The sequence below is a fragment of the Halomonas sp. Ps84H-12 genome, assembly GCF_024124725.1.
Classification (GTDB): Bacteria; Pseudomonadota; Gammaproteobacteria; order Pseudomonadales; family Halomonadaceae; genus Vreelandella; species Vreelandella aquamarina.
Genome location: NZ_JAMXSJ010000017.1, coordinates 30,332 through 47,604, shown reverse-complemented (window position 1 = coordinate 47,604; position 17,273 = coordinate 30,332). Strand labels below are relative to the sequence as shown.

Annotated in this window: 15 protein-coding genes; all 15 read left to right on the top strand. The window is 57.2% G+C overall.

Going from position 1 to position 17,273, the window contains the following annotated elements:
- Nucleotides 1-2 precede the first annotated feature (2 nt).
- The 15 genes from modA (at nt 3) to NH344_RS09870 (ending at nt 17,262) form a co-directional block, all read left to right on the top strand.
- Nucleotides 3-770, top strand: a complete 768-nt coding sequence (gene modA / locus NH344_RS09940) for a molybdate ABC transporter substrate-binding protein (RefSeq protein WP_058577181.1) — start codon at nt 3-5, stop codon at nt 768-770.
- Nucleotides 770-1,438, top strand: coding sequence for a molybdate ABC transporter permease subunit (gene modB, locus NH344_RS09935; protein ID WP_054640951.1), 669 nt, complete (start codon nt 770-772; stop codon nt 1,436-1,438). Before modA ends, modB begins: the two co-directional genes overlap by 1 nt.
- Nucleotides 1,431-2,564, top strand: coding sequence for an ABC transporter ATP-binding protein (locus tag NH344_RS09930; protein ID WP_232068275.1), 1,134 nt, complete (start codon nt 1,431-1,433; stop codon nt 2,562-2,564). The genes modB and NH344_RS09930 overlap by 8 nt, the downstream gene beginning before the upstream one ends.
- Nucleotides 2,561-3,082, top strand: a complete 522-nt coding sequence (locus tag NH344_RS09925; protein ID WP_253027860.1) for a DUF192 domain-containing protein — start codon at nt 2,561-2,563, stop codon at nt 3,080-3,082. Before NH344_RS09930 ends, NH344_RS09925 begins: the two co-directional genes overlap by 4 nt.
- A gap of 258 nt (nt 3,083-3,340) precedes the next feature.
- Nucleotides 3,341-4,351: a DctP family TRAP transporter solute-binding subunit gene (locus NH344_RS09920; protein ID WP_253027859.1), complete on the top strand. Its 1,011-nt coding sequence runs from the start codon at nt 3,341-3,343 to the stop codon at nt 4,349-4,351.
- 60 nt (nt 4,352-4,411) lie between these two features.
- Nucleotides 4,412-4,891: a TRAP transporter small permease gene (locus tag NH344_RS09915; RefSeq protein ID WP_253027858.1), complete on the top strand. Its 480-nt coding sequence runs from the start codon at nt 4,412-4,414 to the stop codon at nt 4,889-4,891.
- A complete protein-coding gene (locus NH344_RS09910; RefSeq protein WP_058577187.1) occupies nt 4,881-6,182 on the top strand; it encodes a TRAP transporter large permease in 1,302 nt (433 codons plus the stop codon). Before NH344_RS09915 ends, NH344_RS09910 begins: the two co-directional genes overlap by 11 nt.
- Before the next feature lie 416 nt (nt 6,183-6,598).
- Entirely contained in the window at nt 6,599-7,579 is a 981-nt protein-coding gene (locus NH344_RS09905; protein ID WP_253027857.1) for a TAXI family TRAP transporter solute-binding subunit, read from the top strand.
- 135 nt (nt 7,580-7,714) lie between these two features.
- The gene (locus NH344_RS09900; protein ID WP_235253426.1) at nt 7,715-10,315 is read left to right on the top strand and encodes a TRAP transporter permease; all 2,601 of its coding nucleotides are present in this window, start codon (nt 7,715-7,717) and stop codon (nt 10,313-10,315) included.
- A 10-nt stretch (nt 10,316-10,325) separates the two neighbouring features.
- The gene (locus NH344_RS09895) at nt 10,326-10,754 is read left to right on the top strand and encodes a universal stress protein (protein ID WP_213262145.1); all 429 of its coding nucleotides are present in this window, start codon (nt 10,326-10,328) and stop codon (nt 10,752-10,754) included.
- Between the two features lie 282 nt (nt 10,755-11,036).
- Complete coding sequence (locus NH344_RS09890) at nt 11,037-11,858, top strand: DUF2189 domain-containing protein (RefSeq protein WP_235253425.1); 822 nt, start codon at nt 11,037-11,039, stop codon at nt 11,856-11,858.
- A 151-nt stretch (nt 11,859-12,009) separates the two neighbouring features.
- Nucleotides 12,010-12,537: a molybdopterin-dependent oxidoreductase gene (locus tag NH344_RS09885; RefSeq protein WP_253027856.1), complete on the top strand. Its 528-nt coding sequence runs from the start codon at nt 12,010-12,012 to the stop codon at nt 12,535-12,537.
- Nucleotides 12,527-14,770, top strand: a complete 2,244-nt coding sequence (locus NH344_RS09880) for an ATP-binding protein (protein ID WP_172514822.1) — start codon at nt 12,527-12,529, stop codon at nt 14,768-14,770. The genes NH344_RS09885 and NH344_RS09880 overlap by 11 nt, the downstream gene beginning before the upstream one ends.
- On the top strand, nt 14,751-15,908 hold the full coding sequence (gene nosP / locus NH344_RS09875) for a nitric oxide-sensing protein NosP (protein ID WP_235253424.1): 1,158 nt from the start codon (nt 14,751-14,753) through the stop codon (nt 15,906-15,908). Before NH344_RS09880 ends, nosP begins: the two co-directional genes overlap by 20 nt.
- The gene (locus NH344_RS09870; RefSeq protein WP_235253423.1) at nt 15,886-17,262 is read left to right on the top strand and encodes a hybrid sensor histidine kinase/response regulator; all 1,377 of its coding nucleotides are present in this window, start codon (nt 15,886-15,888) and stop codon (nt 17,260-17,262) included. Before nosP ends, NH344_RS09870 begins: the two co-directional genes overlap by 23 nt.
- Nucleotides 17,263-17,273: the final 11 nt, after the last annotated feature.

Below are 17,273 nucleotides of genomic sequence, written 5' to 3'. Positions count from 1 at the left end.
ATATGCGCTTACTGCTGTTGCTATGCGGTTGGCTGTTAAGCGCGCCTGTGATGGCGGGCGCGCCCATTGTGGCGGCGGCATCTAGCCTGCAGTTCGCCTTGGAAGAGGCTGCCCAGCAGTTCACTCAGCAAACCGGCCAGGCGCTGCGTCTCAATTTTGGCTCTTCTGGCAACTTTCGCCGTCAAATCGCCCAAGGCGCGCCCTTCGAGCTGTTTTTGTCAGCAGATGAAGGGTTCGTTCAGGCGCTTTACGACGAGGGGTACGTGGATAACGCGGGCGTGATTTACGCCCGAGGACGGCTAGCCTGGGTACAGCCGGCTGGCCGTTACTCCGTACCCAGTGAGCAAGCGCCGCTTGCCGGCGTGCAGGAGGCCATTACCGCCTGGGAAGAGGGGCAGCGGCTGCGTATCGCCATTGCCAGCCCAGAACACGCCCCTTACGGCATGGCCGCCCGAGACGTGTTGCAAAAGGCGGGCCTGTGGGAAGCCAGCGAACCGCTGCGGGTTCAAGGGGAGAATGTCTCCCAGGCGATGCAGTTTGCCCTTTCCGACGAGGCGCGAGGTGGCTTAGTGGCTTACTCGCTAGCAGTCGCGCCCGCGCTGGCGGAGCGCAGCGAGGCGGTGTTGATGCCTGAAACGTGGTATACGCCGCTGCGCCAGCGCATGGTGTTAACGCCGCAGGCTGGAGAAGTGGCTCACGCGTTTTACGAGTGGCTGCAACAGGAGGACGCGAAAGCGATTTTTGAAACCCACGGATTTAGTACCGATTAATGGACTGGTCGGCGTTCTCTGTTTCGCTGCGGCTCGCGGCGTTTACCTGTCTCTTCTTACTACCCCTAGGCATTTGGTGGGGACGCGTGCTGGCGACCGCACAGTTCCGTGGCAAGGGGCTGTGTGAGGCGCTGATTGCGCTGCCACTGGTGCTGCCGCCCACGGTGCTAGGGTTTTATCTGCTCCAGCAGTTTGGCCGCGATGCACCGTTAGGCGGTGCCTGGGCCGCGCTGACTGGGGGCGGGCTCAACTTTACCTTTAGCGGTATTTTGTTGGCTTCTCTGATTGCCAATCTCCCCTTTGCTATTCAGCCGATTCAGCGTGCCTTTGAGCATGTGCCTGCGAACCTGCGTGAGGCGGCATGGTGCAGTGGGCTAAGCCCATGGCAAACCCTGTGGCGTATTGAGTTGCCGCTGGTGTGGCCGGGTATTTTGTCGGCGGCAGCGCTAACCTTTGCGCACACACTGGGCGAGTTTGGCGTGATTTTGCTGGTCGGCGGTGCGATTGATGGCGAGACCCGCACGCTCTCTATTGCCATTTATGACCGCGTACAGGCCTTTGACGAGCAGGGCGCGGCGAGCATGTCCGCCCTCTTGCTGGCCATTTCTCTGGCAACCTTAGGCCTTGTCTATGGGCTCGCTGGCAAGCGCAGGTGGTCACGTGGATGATCTGATAGTGACGGCCCAACAGGCTGGCCCGATTCCACTCAATGCCTCGTTTCGCTGCGCCCCTGGCGAGTTGTTGGCGCTGGTCGGGCCATCGGGAAGTGGTAAAACTACCTTGCTGCGCACCATTGCCGGGCTTTACCAGCCTCAGCAGGGCAGAGTGAGCTGCGCGGGCAGAGAGTGGTTTCTGGCCCAAAGCGGCCAGCGCCACTCACTGCCGCCGCAAGCGCGCCAGATTGGTATGGTGTTTCAGGATTATGCGCTGTTCCCTCATCTAACGGCGCTGCAGAATGTTCAGCTTGCCATGGGGCATCTACCCCGCGCCAAGCGGCTTGAACAGGCTGTTCAGTGGCTCACTAAAGTGCGCTTGGAAGGCTTAGAGGCGCGCTACCCTAGCGAGCTTTCCGGCGGCCAGCGCCAGCGAGTGGCCTTGGCTCGCGCCTTGGCCAGAGAGCCCCAAGCGCTGCTGCTGGATGAGCCGTTCTCTGCGGTGGATCAAGTGACTCGACGCCGCTTACAGCGTGAGCTGGCGATGCTGCGCCAACAGATCTCCATTCCCATTATTCTCGTCACCCACGACTTGGAAGAAGCCACCGCGCTCGCCGATCAAATCTGCGTGTTGCATAACGGCGTCAGCCTGCAGCAGGGCACGCCTGAAGCGCTGTTTCGACAGCCCGCTTCGCCGCTTGTCGCTAGGTTGCTGGATCGCCACAACGTCTTTAGCGGGGAAGTGGTCGAGACGGACGCTGGGCGACGCTTGCAGTGGGGGGAATGGCTGCTAGAAGTCAGCGAAGGTATCGCCCAGTGTGAAGTAGGAGAGTCATTGGCCTGGTACCTGCCGCCGTCGGATATTGTACTGCATCGTCGGGGACGGCCTTCCCAAGGCGAACGCGAAAACCCGGTGGCGGCGACGGTCAGCGAAATGGTGGTGTTGGGCGGCATGACATCAATCTCGCTGCGTGTTTCCCACGGAGATATGCTACGTTTCGACATCGCCACCCACGCGGCTAAACGTAATCAGCTTAGCTTGGGAGAAAGGGTACACGTCTCGCTGCTGGCTGAGGGGATTCATCTTATGCCCGCGCAGCGTACCCAAACGGCATCACACAACAAAAGGAACCTGTTATGACCCTGACACGCCGCCAACTGCTGAAAACCGCTGCCGGTGTTTCGCTTGCCGCCTGTTTACCCCTGCCGCTGTTAGCGGCTTGGGCGGCTGAACCCGCGCCAGCCAACACGCTGCCGCTGGCGATCCATAGCGAAGGTGGCCCGCATCGCCTGGATGTCGAAGTCGCCGAAACCGCTTCCCAGCGTCAGCGGGGCCTGATGGGCCGCAAAAATCTGCCAGAAGCGCGCGGTATGCTGTTTCGGTTTGAGAGCGAGCAGCCTGCCGGTAACGCTTTTTGGATGTACCGTACGCTAATTCCGCTGGATATCGCGTATATCGACGGCGAAGGGCGCATCGTTGCTATTAACACGATGCCGCCCTGCGAATCTGATGCCCCCCAGGAGTGCCCCTCTTATCCTGCCGGGGCTGCCTACCATGCGGCGCTGGAAGTTAACGCGGGTTACTTTGCGGAACGTGGCATACAGGTAGGTGACTGTGTCTCGGTGCCTGCGCTGGCCGGATTTTGCCGCCCTGAGTAATGCGCTATTTCATGCTCTGGCGAGTAGCCTTTTAGCGCAAGCCTATGAAACGCCCTGACGCTGATGCGCGGGGCGTTTTGCGAAGTAGACACCTGAGGATAACTCACTGAGTTGCCAAGACCGACCTTAGATGGCTTCCTTTCGCTTGCTAACTGCCTACAATGGGCGTGTGCCTGTTGCCTTTCACTGGGCCGGGCATCTCATAAGAACCGAAAAAAGTATTGATAAAAAAAGAACGGATAAAAAGGATCGACAATAATGATGCTGACACGCTCTATGGCTCGTTTTACCGCTGGCTTGGCTGGCGCTGCACTGCTCTCGGCTGCTTTTTCCGCGCAAGCGCGCGAACTCTCGGTCTCTACCGTGCTTTCAGAAGCCTTTCCTTGGGGGCAGGCTGCTGAAAAGTGGGCGGAGCTGGTAGAAGAGCGCAGCGGTGGTGAACTCACTCTGCGGGTCTACCCCAACTCTCAGCTGGTGTCGGGTGACCAAACCCGCGAGTTTTCCGCCATGCGCTCTGGGCTGATTGATGCCGCCGTGGGTTCAACCATCAACTGGTCGCCCCAAGTGCCGGAATTGAACCTGTTCTCTTTACCGTTCTTTATTCCTGATGAAACCGCTGTCGATGCCGTGACCGGCGGGGATGCGGGCACTATGGTGTTCGAGGCGATTGAGTCCCGTGGCGTTATTCCGCTGGCCTGGGGGGAAAATGGCTTCCGTCAGGTATCCAACTCCCGTGCCCCTATCAGCCAGCCGGAGGATCTGGATGGCCTGAAAATCCGCGTAGTGGGCTCGCCGCTGTTCCAGGATACGTTCTCCGCTTTAGGCGCTGACCCTACGCAGATGAGCTGGACCGACGCCCAACCGGCCCTCACCACGGGTGCGGTCGATGGCCAGGAGAACCCGCTTTCCGTATTTGATGTGGCGCGTATTGACCAGGTGGGCCAAGAGCATCTAACGCTCTGGAACTACATGAACGACCCACTTATTTTTGCCGTTAATCAGCAGGTATGGCAGTCGCTGAGTGAAGAGCAGCAGGCCATGCTGCGTGAAACAGCCGAAGAAGCGGGCGCGTGGGAAATTGCCATGACCCGTGAGCAGGAGAGCGAGCGTTTAGCCGCGATTCAAGAGCGTGGTGTCACGGTAACCGAGCTGACCGATGAGCAGTACCAGGCGTTTGTGGATGCCACTCAGTCGGTGCACGAAAAATGGACTCCGCGCATTGGTGAAGAGGTGGTAAATGCCGCCCAAGCCGCTATCGACGCACGTTAATTCTTCGAGGGTTTTGACTGCCGCCTAACCAGGGCGGCGGTTCTTTGCTGTGAGGCTGCCATGAAAGGCTTTCCTGATGCACGCCCAGAGCGCTGGCTAGGTGCGCTGGCGCTGATTGTGATTTCATTGATTAGCCTGGGTAATGTGATCACTCGTTACCTTACAGGTGGCTCATTTTCGTTCACGGAAGAGTTTTCCGTCTTTCTATTGGTCGTGCTGACCTTTGCCGGTGCGTCGGTAGCATTACGCCGCGACCGGCATATCCGCATTGGCTTTTTAGAGCGTGCCCTGCCTGAGCGGTGGCGGGGTGCGCTGATTCTTTTTCAAGCCCTGTGTGGCCTGATCGTATTGGGTTTAATTACCTGGTATGGCGGTAAGTTGGCGTGGCAGGAGTATCAGTGGGAGTCGCTGTCGCCCGGGTTAGGCCTGCCCCAGTGGTGGTACTTGGTGTGGCTGCCTATTTTGTCTGCTGCCATGCTATGGCGCTTGGTGCAGCAAACCCGTGACCGTTTGAAAGGGAAGCTAACCAGTGACGCCTGATATTTGGATGATTTTGGCATTTGCCGGGCTGTTAATTGCTGGCGTGCCGGTAGCGTTTTCCTTGGCGCTTTCTGGGGCGGTGGGCATCGTGCTTGGGCTCTCGCCGGATATGCTGGCTACCCTGGGCACCAATACCTACAACAGCATCGCTAAATACCCTCTCATTGCGATTCCACTGTTTATTCTCACTGGGCTGATTTTTGAGCGAGCAGGCGTGGCGCTGCGTTTGGTGCGTTTTGCCCAGGCGCTCATTGGGCCCCGTCACGGTGGGCTGGCGCTGGTTGCGGTATTGGTGTGCATGATTATGGGGGGCATGAGCGGCTCTGGCCCCGCTGACGCCGCTGCCGTGGCCATGGTGATGCTGCCTAGCATGACGAAGGCAGGCTACCCCAAGCCGTTTTCGGCCACGCTCATTGCGGCTTCGGCATCCACGGCTATCTTAATTCCGCCTTCAGTGGCGCTGATTCTCTACTCGATTGTGGTACCGGGCGTTGATCTGCGTGCGCTGTTCGCCGCGGGGCTTTTCCCTGGTGTGCTAGCGGGTTTGGCGCTACTGGTACCGGCGATGCTGGTCGCCAAGCGTTACGGTTGGGAAGGCACGCCGGTAGAGGGAGCCGAAAAACTGACGGTACGCGGAACCTTCCGCGAGGCGCTGCCTGCTTTGTTTGCGCCAGTGCTGATTTTAGGTGGGCTGCGCTCAGGACTGTTTACGCCCACAGAGGCCGCCGTGGTGGCCGTTGCCTATGGGGCGGTGGTAGGCCTGTTTCTTACCCGAGAGCTGACACTTCGGGATGTATGGGAGCTACTGGGGGAGGCGGCGATTATCTCTGGCGTAGTGATGCTGATTATCGCACTGGCGGGCATTTTTGCCTGGTCAGGCACGATGCTCGGCACCTTCCGCCATTTAGCGGAATGGATCATCAGCCTGACCGATAACGGCGTCTTGCTGTTGATACTGGTGATGTTGGCGGTACTGGTGGCGGGCATGCTGCTGGATGCGATTTCGATTTATCTGATCATGATGCCAATTCTGATTCCGGTGATGCAGCATTTTGAGTGGAATCCGGTATGGTTTGGCATTTTGCTGGCGATGAATATTGCCATTGGTCAGTTTACGCCTCCGGTGGCGGTGAACCTGATGGTGACCACGGAAGTTGCCAAGATACGCCTAGAGCATACGATCGGCTGGGCGCTGCTGTTTGTGGTTGCCATGGGGTGCGCCTTGGCACTGGTGGCGATATTTCCCAGCATTGCTCTGTGGCTGCCCACGGTGTTGGGCTATAACGTCTAATGATCAACCGAGATAACCAATAGGCGATGGTCTATGCCAATATGGCATGATGTTTAACGTTTACTAAACGTTACCGGCTATTAGACTGGGCGTCAGACGCACAGACAAGCGAAAAAGTGTGCCAATATCTAAGCTAAGTGAAAGCATTTAGGAAAAGCGCTTAGGACAAACTCCTGAGAGAGTAGCTAGCGTCATCATGCTGGCTAGGCAATGCGCTGCGGTGCAGGCATAAAATTGTCTCGTACTTCGCCAATTAGCATTTTTTTCGCTAAAGTAGGAACAGTCGGCACTAAATGCCGAGGTCGATAACAGACTGTCTTGACAACGTTTTGGAACCGAAACACCTGAAGGGAACCGTTCTGCAGGTGGCTTCAAAGCGCATAACGCTCACAACATCAAGATAAAGAGGTGTGTTCATGAAACGCCATGTATTTTCTACCGCGGCCTTCTCAGGCGCGTTAATTGCAGCGGCAACCTTTGCCTCTCCGGCCGTTGCTCAGGAGCGCTACATCACCATCGGTACCGGCGGCCAAACCGGTGTTTACTATGTGGTTGGCCAGTCGGTATGCCGCATGGTTAACCGTGGCAGCGATGAGCACAACATCCGTTGTAACGCTCCGTCTACCGGTGGTTCCGTTGCTAACGTCAACGGCATGAAGAGCGGTGAGCTGGATATGGGCGTTGTGCAGTCTGACGTTCAGTACCGCGCTTACCACGGTGAGTCCAACTTTGAAGAAGAAGGCGCTTGGGAAGATATGCGTGCCGTCTTCACCATGCACGGTGAGCCGCTGACCGTGGTGGCCCGCGCGGATTCCGGTATCGAGGACATCAGCGATTTCCCAGGCAAGCGCGTCAACATCGGTAACCCTGGTTCTGGCCAGCGCAATACCATGGACGTGGTCATGGATGCGTTCGGTTGGGATGAAGACACCTTCGCACTGGCGTCTCAGCTCGACGCGGCTGAGCAGGCAGCTGCCCTGTCTGACAACAACATCGATGCGATGGTTTACGTGGTAGGCCACCCGAACGGCTCTATCCAAGAAGCGACCACCACCATCGATGCGCGTCTGGTCTCTGTGACTGGCGAAGAGATCGACGGTTTGATCGAAGAGTACCCCTACTACACGCGTTCTGTGATTCCGGGAGGCCTTTACCGTGGTAACGACGAAGATGTCGAAACTTTCGGTGTGGCGGCAACCTTCGTTTCTTCCACCGCTGTTGATGAAGACATTGTTTACGAAACGGTGAAAGCAGTATTCGAAAACTTCGATCGCTTCAAGCGTCTGCACCCGGCGTTCGAGAACCTCAACGAAGAAGACATGATCTCTGACGGCTTGACCGCGCCGCTGCACGATGGTGCGGCACGTTACTACCGTGAGCGTGGCTGGATCGAATAAGTCGTAAAAAGAGTGATGCTACTGACGGAAGGTGAGTAGCGTCGCTTTGAGTTGCAAAGCGCGGGCACCTTGGGTGTCCGCGCTTCTTGTTGAGAGCGCTGATTGTCAGCGCTGACCATTAGGCAGGGCAAGCGTATGCGTGATGACAAACAACCTTCGGCAGCCGCTGAGAACGACCTGGAGGATATGGTCGCTTCCAGCGATACAGGGGCACGGAAACCCTTAGGCGTACCCGGTAAGCTGCTGGTGAGTATTGCAGCAGTGTGGTCGCTGTTTCAGCTATGGATTGCATCGCCACTTCCCTATATTGTTGGCTTCGGCGTATTTAGCGCCACGGAAGCGCGCTCGATTCATTTAGCGTTTGCGCTCTTTTTAGCCTTTATGGCGTACCCCGCCTTTAAGCGCTCTCCTCGTGATCGTGTGCCCTTAGCTGATTGGGCATTGGCAGCGGTAGCGGCGTTTTGCGGCGCCTATCTGTTTATTTTCTATGCTGATTTGGCCCAGCGGCCTGGGTTGCCGATTACCCAGGATATTATCGTGGGCGTTGTTGGCATTCTGATGCTGTTAGAGGCGACTCGTCGCGCATTAGGGCCGCCCCTGATGATCGTGGCGGCGGTGTTTATTGCTTACTCGTTGTTTGGCCCTTACATGCCGGGCATTTTGGCCCACCGCGGCGTTAGTCTGGGTGGTTTGATTAACCACCAGTGGCTAGGTACCCAAGGGGTGTTTGGTATTGCGCTGGGGGTCTCGACCAGCTTTGTTTTCCTGTTTGTACTGTTTGGTGCGTTGCTGGATAAAGCGGGCGCCGGTAACTACTTCATCAAAGTGGCGTTCTCGCTGCTTGGCCACTTCAAAGGCGGCCCAGCCAAAGCGGCAGTGGTAGCCTCTGGTATGACTGGTTTGATCTCGGGGTCGTCGATTGCCAATACCGTTACCACTGGCACCTTTACGATTCCGATGATGAAGCGAGTCGGCTTTAGCGCGGAAAAAGCGGGGGCGGTGGAAGTATCGTCTTCGGTGAATGGCCAGATCATGCCGCCCGTCATGGGGGCTGCTGCTTTCTTGATGGTGGAATACGTGGGTATTCCTTATGTCGACGTCATCAAGCACGCTTTCTTACCGGCGCTGATCTCCTATATCGCGCTGATCTACATTGTTCACTTGGAAGCGCTCAAGGCCAATATGAAAGGCCTGCCGTCCAGCAATCCGGCACGCCCGTTGCTGAACAAAGTGATCGGCTTTATGACCGGTTTGCTGCTGCTGATGGGCCTCTCCATCGCCGTCTACTACGGCTTGGGCTGGTTAAAGCCGGTACTGGGTGAAGCGACCCCCTGGGTGGTCTCTGTAGGGCTGGCGATTGTATATGTCGGCTTGTTGAAAGTAGGCGCTAACTACCCTGAGCTGGAGATGGACGACCCCAACTCAGAGGTCGTGAAGCTGCCGCAAACTCGCCCGACGGTCATGGTCGGCCTACACTATATTCTGCCGGTTGTCGTGTTGGTGTGGTGCTTGATGGTAGAGCGCCTTTCGCCTGGGTTGTCAGCGTTCTGGGCCACCATGTTTATGATTTTCATCATGGTTACCCAGCGCCCGATCATCGCGATTTTCCGTGGCCGCAGCCAAATGGCGGCCGATATCAAAGAAGGCTTTAAGGATCTGTGGGATGGCCTGGTGACCGGTGCCCGCAACATGATTGGTATCGGTATTGCAACTGCCACGGCGGGTATCGTCGTGGGTGCGGTCTCCCAAACGGGGGTAGGTCTAGTACTCGCGGACGTAGTGGAAATTCTCTCAGGCGGTAACCTGATGATGATTCTACTGCTGACGGCTCTGCTGAGTTTGATTCTGGGTATGGGCTTGCCAACAACGGCGAACTACATCGTGGTATCGGCGTTGATGGCTCCGGTGATTGTGCTGCTGGGCCAGCAAAATGGCCTGATCGTACCGCTGATTGCTGTGCACCTGTTCGTGTTCTACTTCGGCATCATGGCGGATGTCACGCCACCAGTAGGTTTGGCCTCCTTTGCGGCGGCGGCCGTGTCGGGTGGGGATCCGCTGCGCACTGGCTTCCAGGCGTTTTATTACAGCCTGCGTACCGCTGCGCTGCCGTTCCTGTTCATCTTCAATACAGACTTGTTGTTGATTGATGTCACGGTGATGCAGGGTATTTTGGTGTTTATTGTGGCTACCATCGCCATGCTGATCTTTGCAGCAGGTACGCAAGGCTACATGCTGACCCGCAACCGCTGGTACGAATCGCTGCTGCTGCTGCTGGTAGCCTTTACGCTATTCCGCCCCGGCTTCTGGATGGACAAAATCCACGACCCCTATGAATCGGTGCCACCTGCGCAATTTGCCGAGGCACTGGGCCGGGTCGATGACGGTAGCAACCTGCGCGTGCAAATTGCCGGTGAAGACGATTTCGGGGCGCCGATGACCACCTATATGCTCGTCCCCGTGCCGCGCGGTGAAACAGGTGAAGAGCGCATGGCCAACCTGGGCATAGAGCTTTACGAAGATGGCGACCAAACCCTGGTCGATTTCGTCGAGTTCGGCAGCCAGGCGGCTGAGCTAGGCTTCGATTTCGATCAAGAGATCCTCGAAGTGCTGGCCCCGGTAGATCGTTGGACAAAAGAGTGGATGTGGCTCCCAGCACTGGGCATCTTTGGCTTGGTCGTCGTGATGCAGCGTCGCCGTCGGCGTCGTGAAGAAGCCAACGAAGTGGCTGCTGCCTAAGGAGGTTGCTATGTACCATAAAGTGCTACTCCCCGTGGATTTGAACGAAGAGGCCTCATGGAAGAAGGCGCTACCCACAGCGGTAACGTTGTGCCAAACCTTTGGTGCAACATTACATGTGGTCACGGTACTACCAGAATTTAAAATGCCCATGGTTGGCGCTTACTTTCCGAAAAACTTCTCTGAAAAAGCGCGTGCGGCGATGAAAGAAGCGCAGCATAAATTCATTCAGGAACATGTGCCTGAAGGGATCAAAACCCAAAGTGTGATTGTCGATGGCTCACCATGGGAGGCCATCATCAAGGTCGGCAAGAAGATTGATGCCGATTTAATTGTGATGGCATCCCATACTAAGCGTAAATTCGTCGATTACGTACTGGGCCCCAACGCCGAGCATGTCGTTCACCACGCTAAAGTGTCGGTGATGATCGTGCGGTAAGCGCAACGTGCGTCATAAAGCTCCAAGCCCCGGCTTGGAGCTTTTTTTTGGCTCGAATATAACGAAACGCTAACGCATCGAATTAATTGTCGTTAAAAGCGCCGATGAAGGATTTTTTGTACTGAGTGCCTTCAAAAGCATTCGCGAAGCAGCGGCTCAGCTACATTAATAGAACATTAAGCCATTAACGTTGGATTAATGGTCATCAATACACATGGTAGCTATTTCCCTTGGTGCTTGGGTCAGTGACAGCCATCTGGGGTAAATCACAGGAGTTACGCCATGAATGCAGTAACAACAAAAACACACGACCACTCATCCGGTGCGCCGAACGTTAAAATTATCATCAACAAAGTCGGGATGGACAGACCAAAGGCTTGGCTTGCCGCCGGTATGGAAGACTTCCGCCGTGCGACTGCCGTCAGTCTTTCGTATGGCATGTTTTGGGTTGGTTTGAGTATTGCCATCACGTTAGGGGCCTACACATTGGGTTATTGGCACTGGCTGCTGCCCATGATTGCGGGGTTCATGTTCATTGGGCCGCTCGTGGCGGTGGGTTCTTACGGCATCAGCTTGGCCCTCGAGCGTGGGCGGGTGCCTAACTTGGGCGATGCCTTCGGCAGTTGGCGACCGCATGCTGGGCAGTTGGCCATGATGGGCGTGATGATGATGATTTTCTTTCTAGCCTGGATACGCCTGGCTACGCTGCTGTTTGCGCTTTTCTTCGGTTTTGAAGTACCCAGTCCGGCAACGCTTTATACGGCCTTGGTCACCACACCGGAAGGGCTCAGCATGCTGGCGGTCGGCACAGTGGCAGGTGGCATTCTTGCCTTTGGCGCTTTCGCCATTAGCGTGGTCGCTATTCCAACTCTGATGGATCAAGATCTGACGTTCATGGAAGGCATCGAGGCTAGCGTGCGCTGCGTGGCGCGTAACTTCCGGACCATGCTGTTATGGGCTGCTATTTTAACCGGCTGCGTCGTCGTTGGGGTGATGACCTTCTACATCGGTCTGGCCCTCATACTGCCCGTGCTTGGTCACGCTAGCTGGCATGCCTACGAAGAACTTGTTCGGTTCGAGCCGGTCGAGAAGCTGAGTACTTAACGACATCTTCGCTACATTTCTCATCGCTAAGTAAAAAAGTCGACATTCGACTGACCAATGAAAAGAGATGGCGTACCCTAACGCCATCTCTTTTTTTATTGCCTGGAGTGGCCGCTGCTGCGTCGTTTAGGCACTGCGATACGAGGAGTCGATGGTGAAAGCGTTGTTATTGGGGTGGACTATGCTGGCGTTCAGCATTCCCCATACGGGGCTAGCGGGCGCGGCTGAGGCAGGCGTGGATAAATTGGCCGCTCCTGATGGGCCCGTCATCCTCAAAATAGATGGTGAAGTAACGGCAGCCAACGTCGAGGAAGAGGCCCATTTTGACCGTGAGATGTTGGGCGCGCTGCCGCAGCACGCTTTTACGACCGGTACACCGTGGACCGAGGGAGCGAGCCACTACCGCGGCCCGCTGATGCGCACACTGCTCGAGCATGCAGGGGCCGAAGGCAACACCATTAACGTAGCGGCCTTGAACGGTTATGAGGCCGAAATTCCTATTGAGGATTTTTACGACTACGACGTTATTTTGGCACTAGAGCGGGACGGGCAGGCCATTCCTATCCGCGAATATGGCCCACTATGGGTGCTATATCCATTCGACCATGATGAGGCGCTGTTGAGCGAGCGTATGCGTTTCAGGGCCGTATGGCAGGTCATGCACATCAATGTCCGTTAGTGAGTCCGCTCGGGCACCCCGCCTGCTACGCTACCCGCGCCGCCTCAAGCTGGTAGCGATTATCACCGTACTGCTGTTTGCGGCTGCGTTGGTGGTGGCTGGCCTTTCGGCATGGCGGCAGGATAATTTGACGCAGAGTTTGCGAGAGGACACCGCCTGGGTGGTCTATAAACTCGACCGCGATGCCGTGCAATTGCTCAATCATTTGTTGGCCGACACGCGGGGCCGACTATCGCCTGCCGCCCAGGATGCCCTCAATCTTCGCTTCGAATTGCTCTATAGCCGGATCACCCTGCTGCGAGAGGGAGAGATTAGTTCGCTATTGCAAAGTATCAGTGCAGCGAGCGAGCTATTGGATCAGATTCAGCAGCAGCTCGACACCCTCGATCCCATGTTCGAACCCCACGAGGACATGGATCGGCTGCCCGTCACGGCCTTGGAGAGCGAGCTTCAATCGCTTACCCGTTTGACCGAGCGCTTGGTGATTGCGATCAACGGTTATCTAGCGGAATCCGCCACCGAAGAGAGGGCGCTGCTAAGTACGCTCTATAAGCTGCTCATTTCGCTGCTGATTGGAATCAGCTTTGCCGTGTTGACGGTCATCGTCTTTTTGGTGCGTGAAATGCGCGAAAGCGCAGCGGCGCGTCGAGAACAAGAGCAGCTCAGTAAACAGCTCCAGGTCACAGCGAAGCAGGCCCAAGCGGCCAATCATGCAAAGTCAGACTTTCTCGCCATGGTCAGTCACGAAATTCGTACGCCGCTCAATGGTGTGATTGGCATGAGCGAGCTGCTGCGCGAGCCCGCCAGCCCCGCCCAGGTCGAAGACTATGCTCGCACTATTCACGATAGTGCCAATCAGTTACTGGCGATGATCAATGAGATTCTCGATTTTTCTAAAATCGAGGCCGGCCATTTGACCCTGGAGACGTCGCCTACGGCGCTGACGCCGCTAGTCGAAGGTGTCATGGCGCTATTCGAGCCAAGAGCGCAAGCAAAAGGGCTGCAACTATCGCTTCATGTGGACCCACTCGTGCCAGCATGGGTCATGATCGATGCGGGGCGTCTGCGACAGATACTGCTCAATCTCATTGCTAATGCGATCAAATTCACTGACTACGGCAGCGTCTCGGTACGTGTCTCCTCGACCGTCGGGCATTTGCTTTTTGATATCAGCGATACCGGTTGTGGTTTGAACAGTGAACAGCAAGAGACGCTCTTCGAACCCTTTCAGCAGGCGGATGAGAGCGTCGCGCGCCGCTACGGCGGCACCGGTTTGGGATTGGCAATCTGTAAACGGCTGAGCGAAGCCATGCAGGGACGTCTGGGTGTCGACAGCACGCCGGGTCTAGGCAGTACGTTTTGGTGCGAACTGCCGTTAGTCGAGGCTTCTCCTGTCAGCTCCCCACTGCCCGTTGAGCCAGCGCGAGATTTTGACGGTATCTCGTTGCTGCTGGTCGAGGACAATGCGGTCAATCGCAAAGTCGCGGTGGGACTTTTGTCGCGACTTGGTTGCGAGGTGGTGTGCGCAGAAAACGGCCGCGAAGCCCTTGCCATGGTACGGCGCCAGCAGGTACATCTTATTTTTATGGACATACAGCTTCCTGATATCGACGGCGTGACGGTGACCCAGCGATTGCGTGAAATGGGCGGCTGGTGCAGCGAGGTGCCCATCGTGGCCATGACCGCAGGGGGGGCAGAGGATGATCGTCGCCGCTGTCTCGCTGCGGGTATGAATGACTACATCACCAAGCCGCTCTCGCTGTTGGCGCTGGGCAACGTGTTGGCGCTGCAGCTGTCAACGACACCAACACCGATGACTCCGATCCCTTCTGCGTTGCGTCAGGAAGAAGGTGACGCGGCCCTACTCAATGAAACGACGTTGGCCACTCTCGTCGGCTCGCTCGGGGCTGATAGTGTCGATCAACTGGCGGTGCTCTATCATCAGCAGGCGAGCGACTACATTGCCCAGCTTTCTGGCTACTTTGCTGCTGGGAGCACATCGAGTCGTGACCACTGGCGTCAGGTCGAGCGGCTAGCGCATCAACTGCGGGGCGAGTCAGTGAGCATGGGCGCAGAGCAGTTGGCTGCGCAAGCCAAGCGGTTGGAGAGCATGGCTGCGCTTGACGAGGCATCGCTCGAGGCGCTAACAGCGTGTTTTGACACGCTGCGTCACTGCGCTGCACGAACTTATGCCGCGCTGGAGAGATGGCGTCGTGACCACCCTCTTCACTAATCATGGTTTGAGTGCGGCCGCGAGCCGTGAGCCCAACCCTCAGGATGCTGCCCATGCGCTGGCTCTCGCGCTGTGTCACGAGCACGCCGGTTTCGTGCTGTTCTTTTGTAGCGCTGAGTATCCGTTGTCGCAGCTAGCGGACGCGCTTTGTCAGGCGTTTGGCGAGCTTCCAGTCAGTGGCTGTACGACGGCAGGTGAGCTGACGCCCGATGGCTACGATCGCGGCTCTATTGTCGCCATCTGTTTCGATAGACGCTTGTTTGCCGTCGAGACCGCGCTGATCGATGACCTCGAACACTTTGATTTGCCCACCGCTCAACCGCTGGTCGATGGGCTACTGGAGCGCTGTCGTCGGCAAGCCGTGGCGCCGGTCAACGAACACAGCTTTGCCCTGACGCTGCTGGATGGGCTATCCAGCCGTGAAGAGCAAGTGCTGGCAACGCTGGATGCGGCCTTGGGGCGCATCCCGAGCTTTGGTGGTTCCGCAGGGGACGATAACCACTTAACCCATACCCATGTATACGCCAACGGGCGCTTTCATACCCGTGCGGCGGTGGTGGTCATGATGAATACTCGGCTACCATTTGAAGTATTCTCCACCCACCACCTTGAGCCACTTGAGCACAAGCTAGTGGTCACCGCTGCGGATCGTGAGCGCCGCCGCGTGCTGGAGCTTAACGGTGTCCCCGCGGCCGAACTGTATGCCGCGCTGGTGGGCTGTTCGGTTGAGGCGCTTGCGCCTCCCATTTTTGCCCAGCACCCGCTGGCAGTACACCTGGGCGGCCAGCACTATATTCGCTCGATTCAACGGGTTAATGATGACGGCAGCCTGAGCTTCTACTGCGCGGTGGAAAACGGCATTGTGCTGACTGCCATGCAGCCCGCGCCGCTGCTCACCGATTTAGCCCACATGCTGCAGCGAGTGGAAGCCCGCTTAGGCGAGCCCGCTGCGATTATTGGCTGCGACTGCTTTTTGCGACGGATGGCGCTGGAGTCGTTGGGGCAACTTGACCAGGCATCGACGCTGCTGCGCCAAGCCCGTGTCGTGGGATTTAATACCTACGGCGAGCAGCACCACGGCATGCATGTTAACCAGACGTTTACGGGGGTGGCCTTTGGCGCTCTTCCAACTCCCTGATTCGCAACAAGACGATGATATTGCGGCCCTGCGTGAAGAGAACCACCGGCTACGCAAAGTGTGTACGGCGTTAATGGAGCGAGTGGAATCCGGCGGTAGCCCTAATGGCGCGCCCTATGCAGCCTTTGAGCGCTCGGTGCTGCTTGCCGAACAGGTGCGTGAGCGCACCGATGCGCTGCACCGCACGTTGGACGAGCTAAGCCAGGTCAACGCTCGTTTGCTGGCAGCCAACGCTGAAGCCCACGCGGCTAACGTCTCTAAAACCAAGTTTTTGGCCGCCGTTAGCCATGACCTTTTACAACCGCTCAATGCGGCACGGCTGTTTGCCAGCGCCCTGGAAACCCATGCACTACCTGAGTCCTCCCAGGCGCTTGTCGGCCATATCGGGCGCTCGCTGAAAGATGTCGAGGGCTTGCTTGGGACGCTGGTGGATATCTCCCGCTTAGATGCCGGAGTGCTTCATGCCGATAAAGCTCCCTTTGCCGTAAGTACGCTGCTGGATGCGCTGGCGGAGGAGTATCGCCAAGTGGCGGGGGTACGCGGGCTCACCCTTCACTATGTACCTTCGCGGGTGTGGGTGGAGTCCGATTTAGCGCTGCTGGCGCGGGTGGTGCGTAATTTCCTTAGCAATGCGGTGCGCTACACAGAGCACGGCCACCTGCTGTTAGGCTGCCGCCGCCGGGCCGATGGCCTGGAGATTATGGTGGGTGATACTGGCCCCGGTATTCCAGAGCCCCAGCGCAAAGCCATTTTTTTGGAGTTTCGTCGCGCCAGCCAGCCACAGGCCAACCACAGTCGCGGCCTGGGGCTAGGCCTAGCCATTGTCGATCGTATTAGTACCATGTTGGATCACCCCGTCACACTGGCATCACGGCTAGGTCATGGCTCGCTGTTCTCTATTTTGGTGCCCTACGCAGCCTCTTGCGGCGCGTTAGAAGGCGGATCCAGACCGGTGCCATCCGCGCAGTGGGGCGATGACCCGCTGCAGGGCTGCGTGGTGTGGGTAGTGGACGATGACCCCGCGATTATTGAAGGGATGCAGGCGCTGCTGGGCAGTTGGGGGTGCCGAGTATGGGCAGCGGCAACGGTAAGCGCACTGGAAGCCGCCAGCGACGGGGAACGCCCGGCCGTGCTGCTAGTGGATTACCATTTAGGGGAGCATCGAGAAAACGGTATTGATTTAGCCGCCCGCTTGCGTCGCCGCTACCCCGGTTTAGCCACAGTGGTGATTACCGCTAACCATGAAGCGGAGGTGAAACGTGCCACGCGGCAGGCGGGCATGCACTGCCTGTTAAAGCCACTCAAACCGCTGCGCTTAAAAATGTTGCTAGGCACGCTGCTAGATAGCCGCTAGCCCTACGCTAT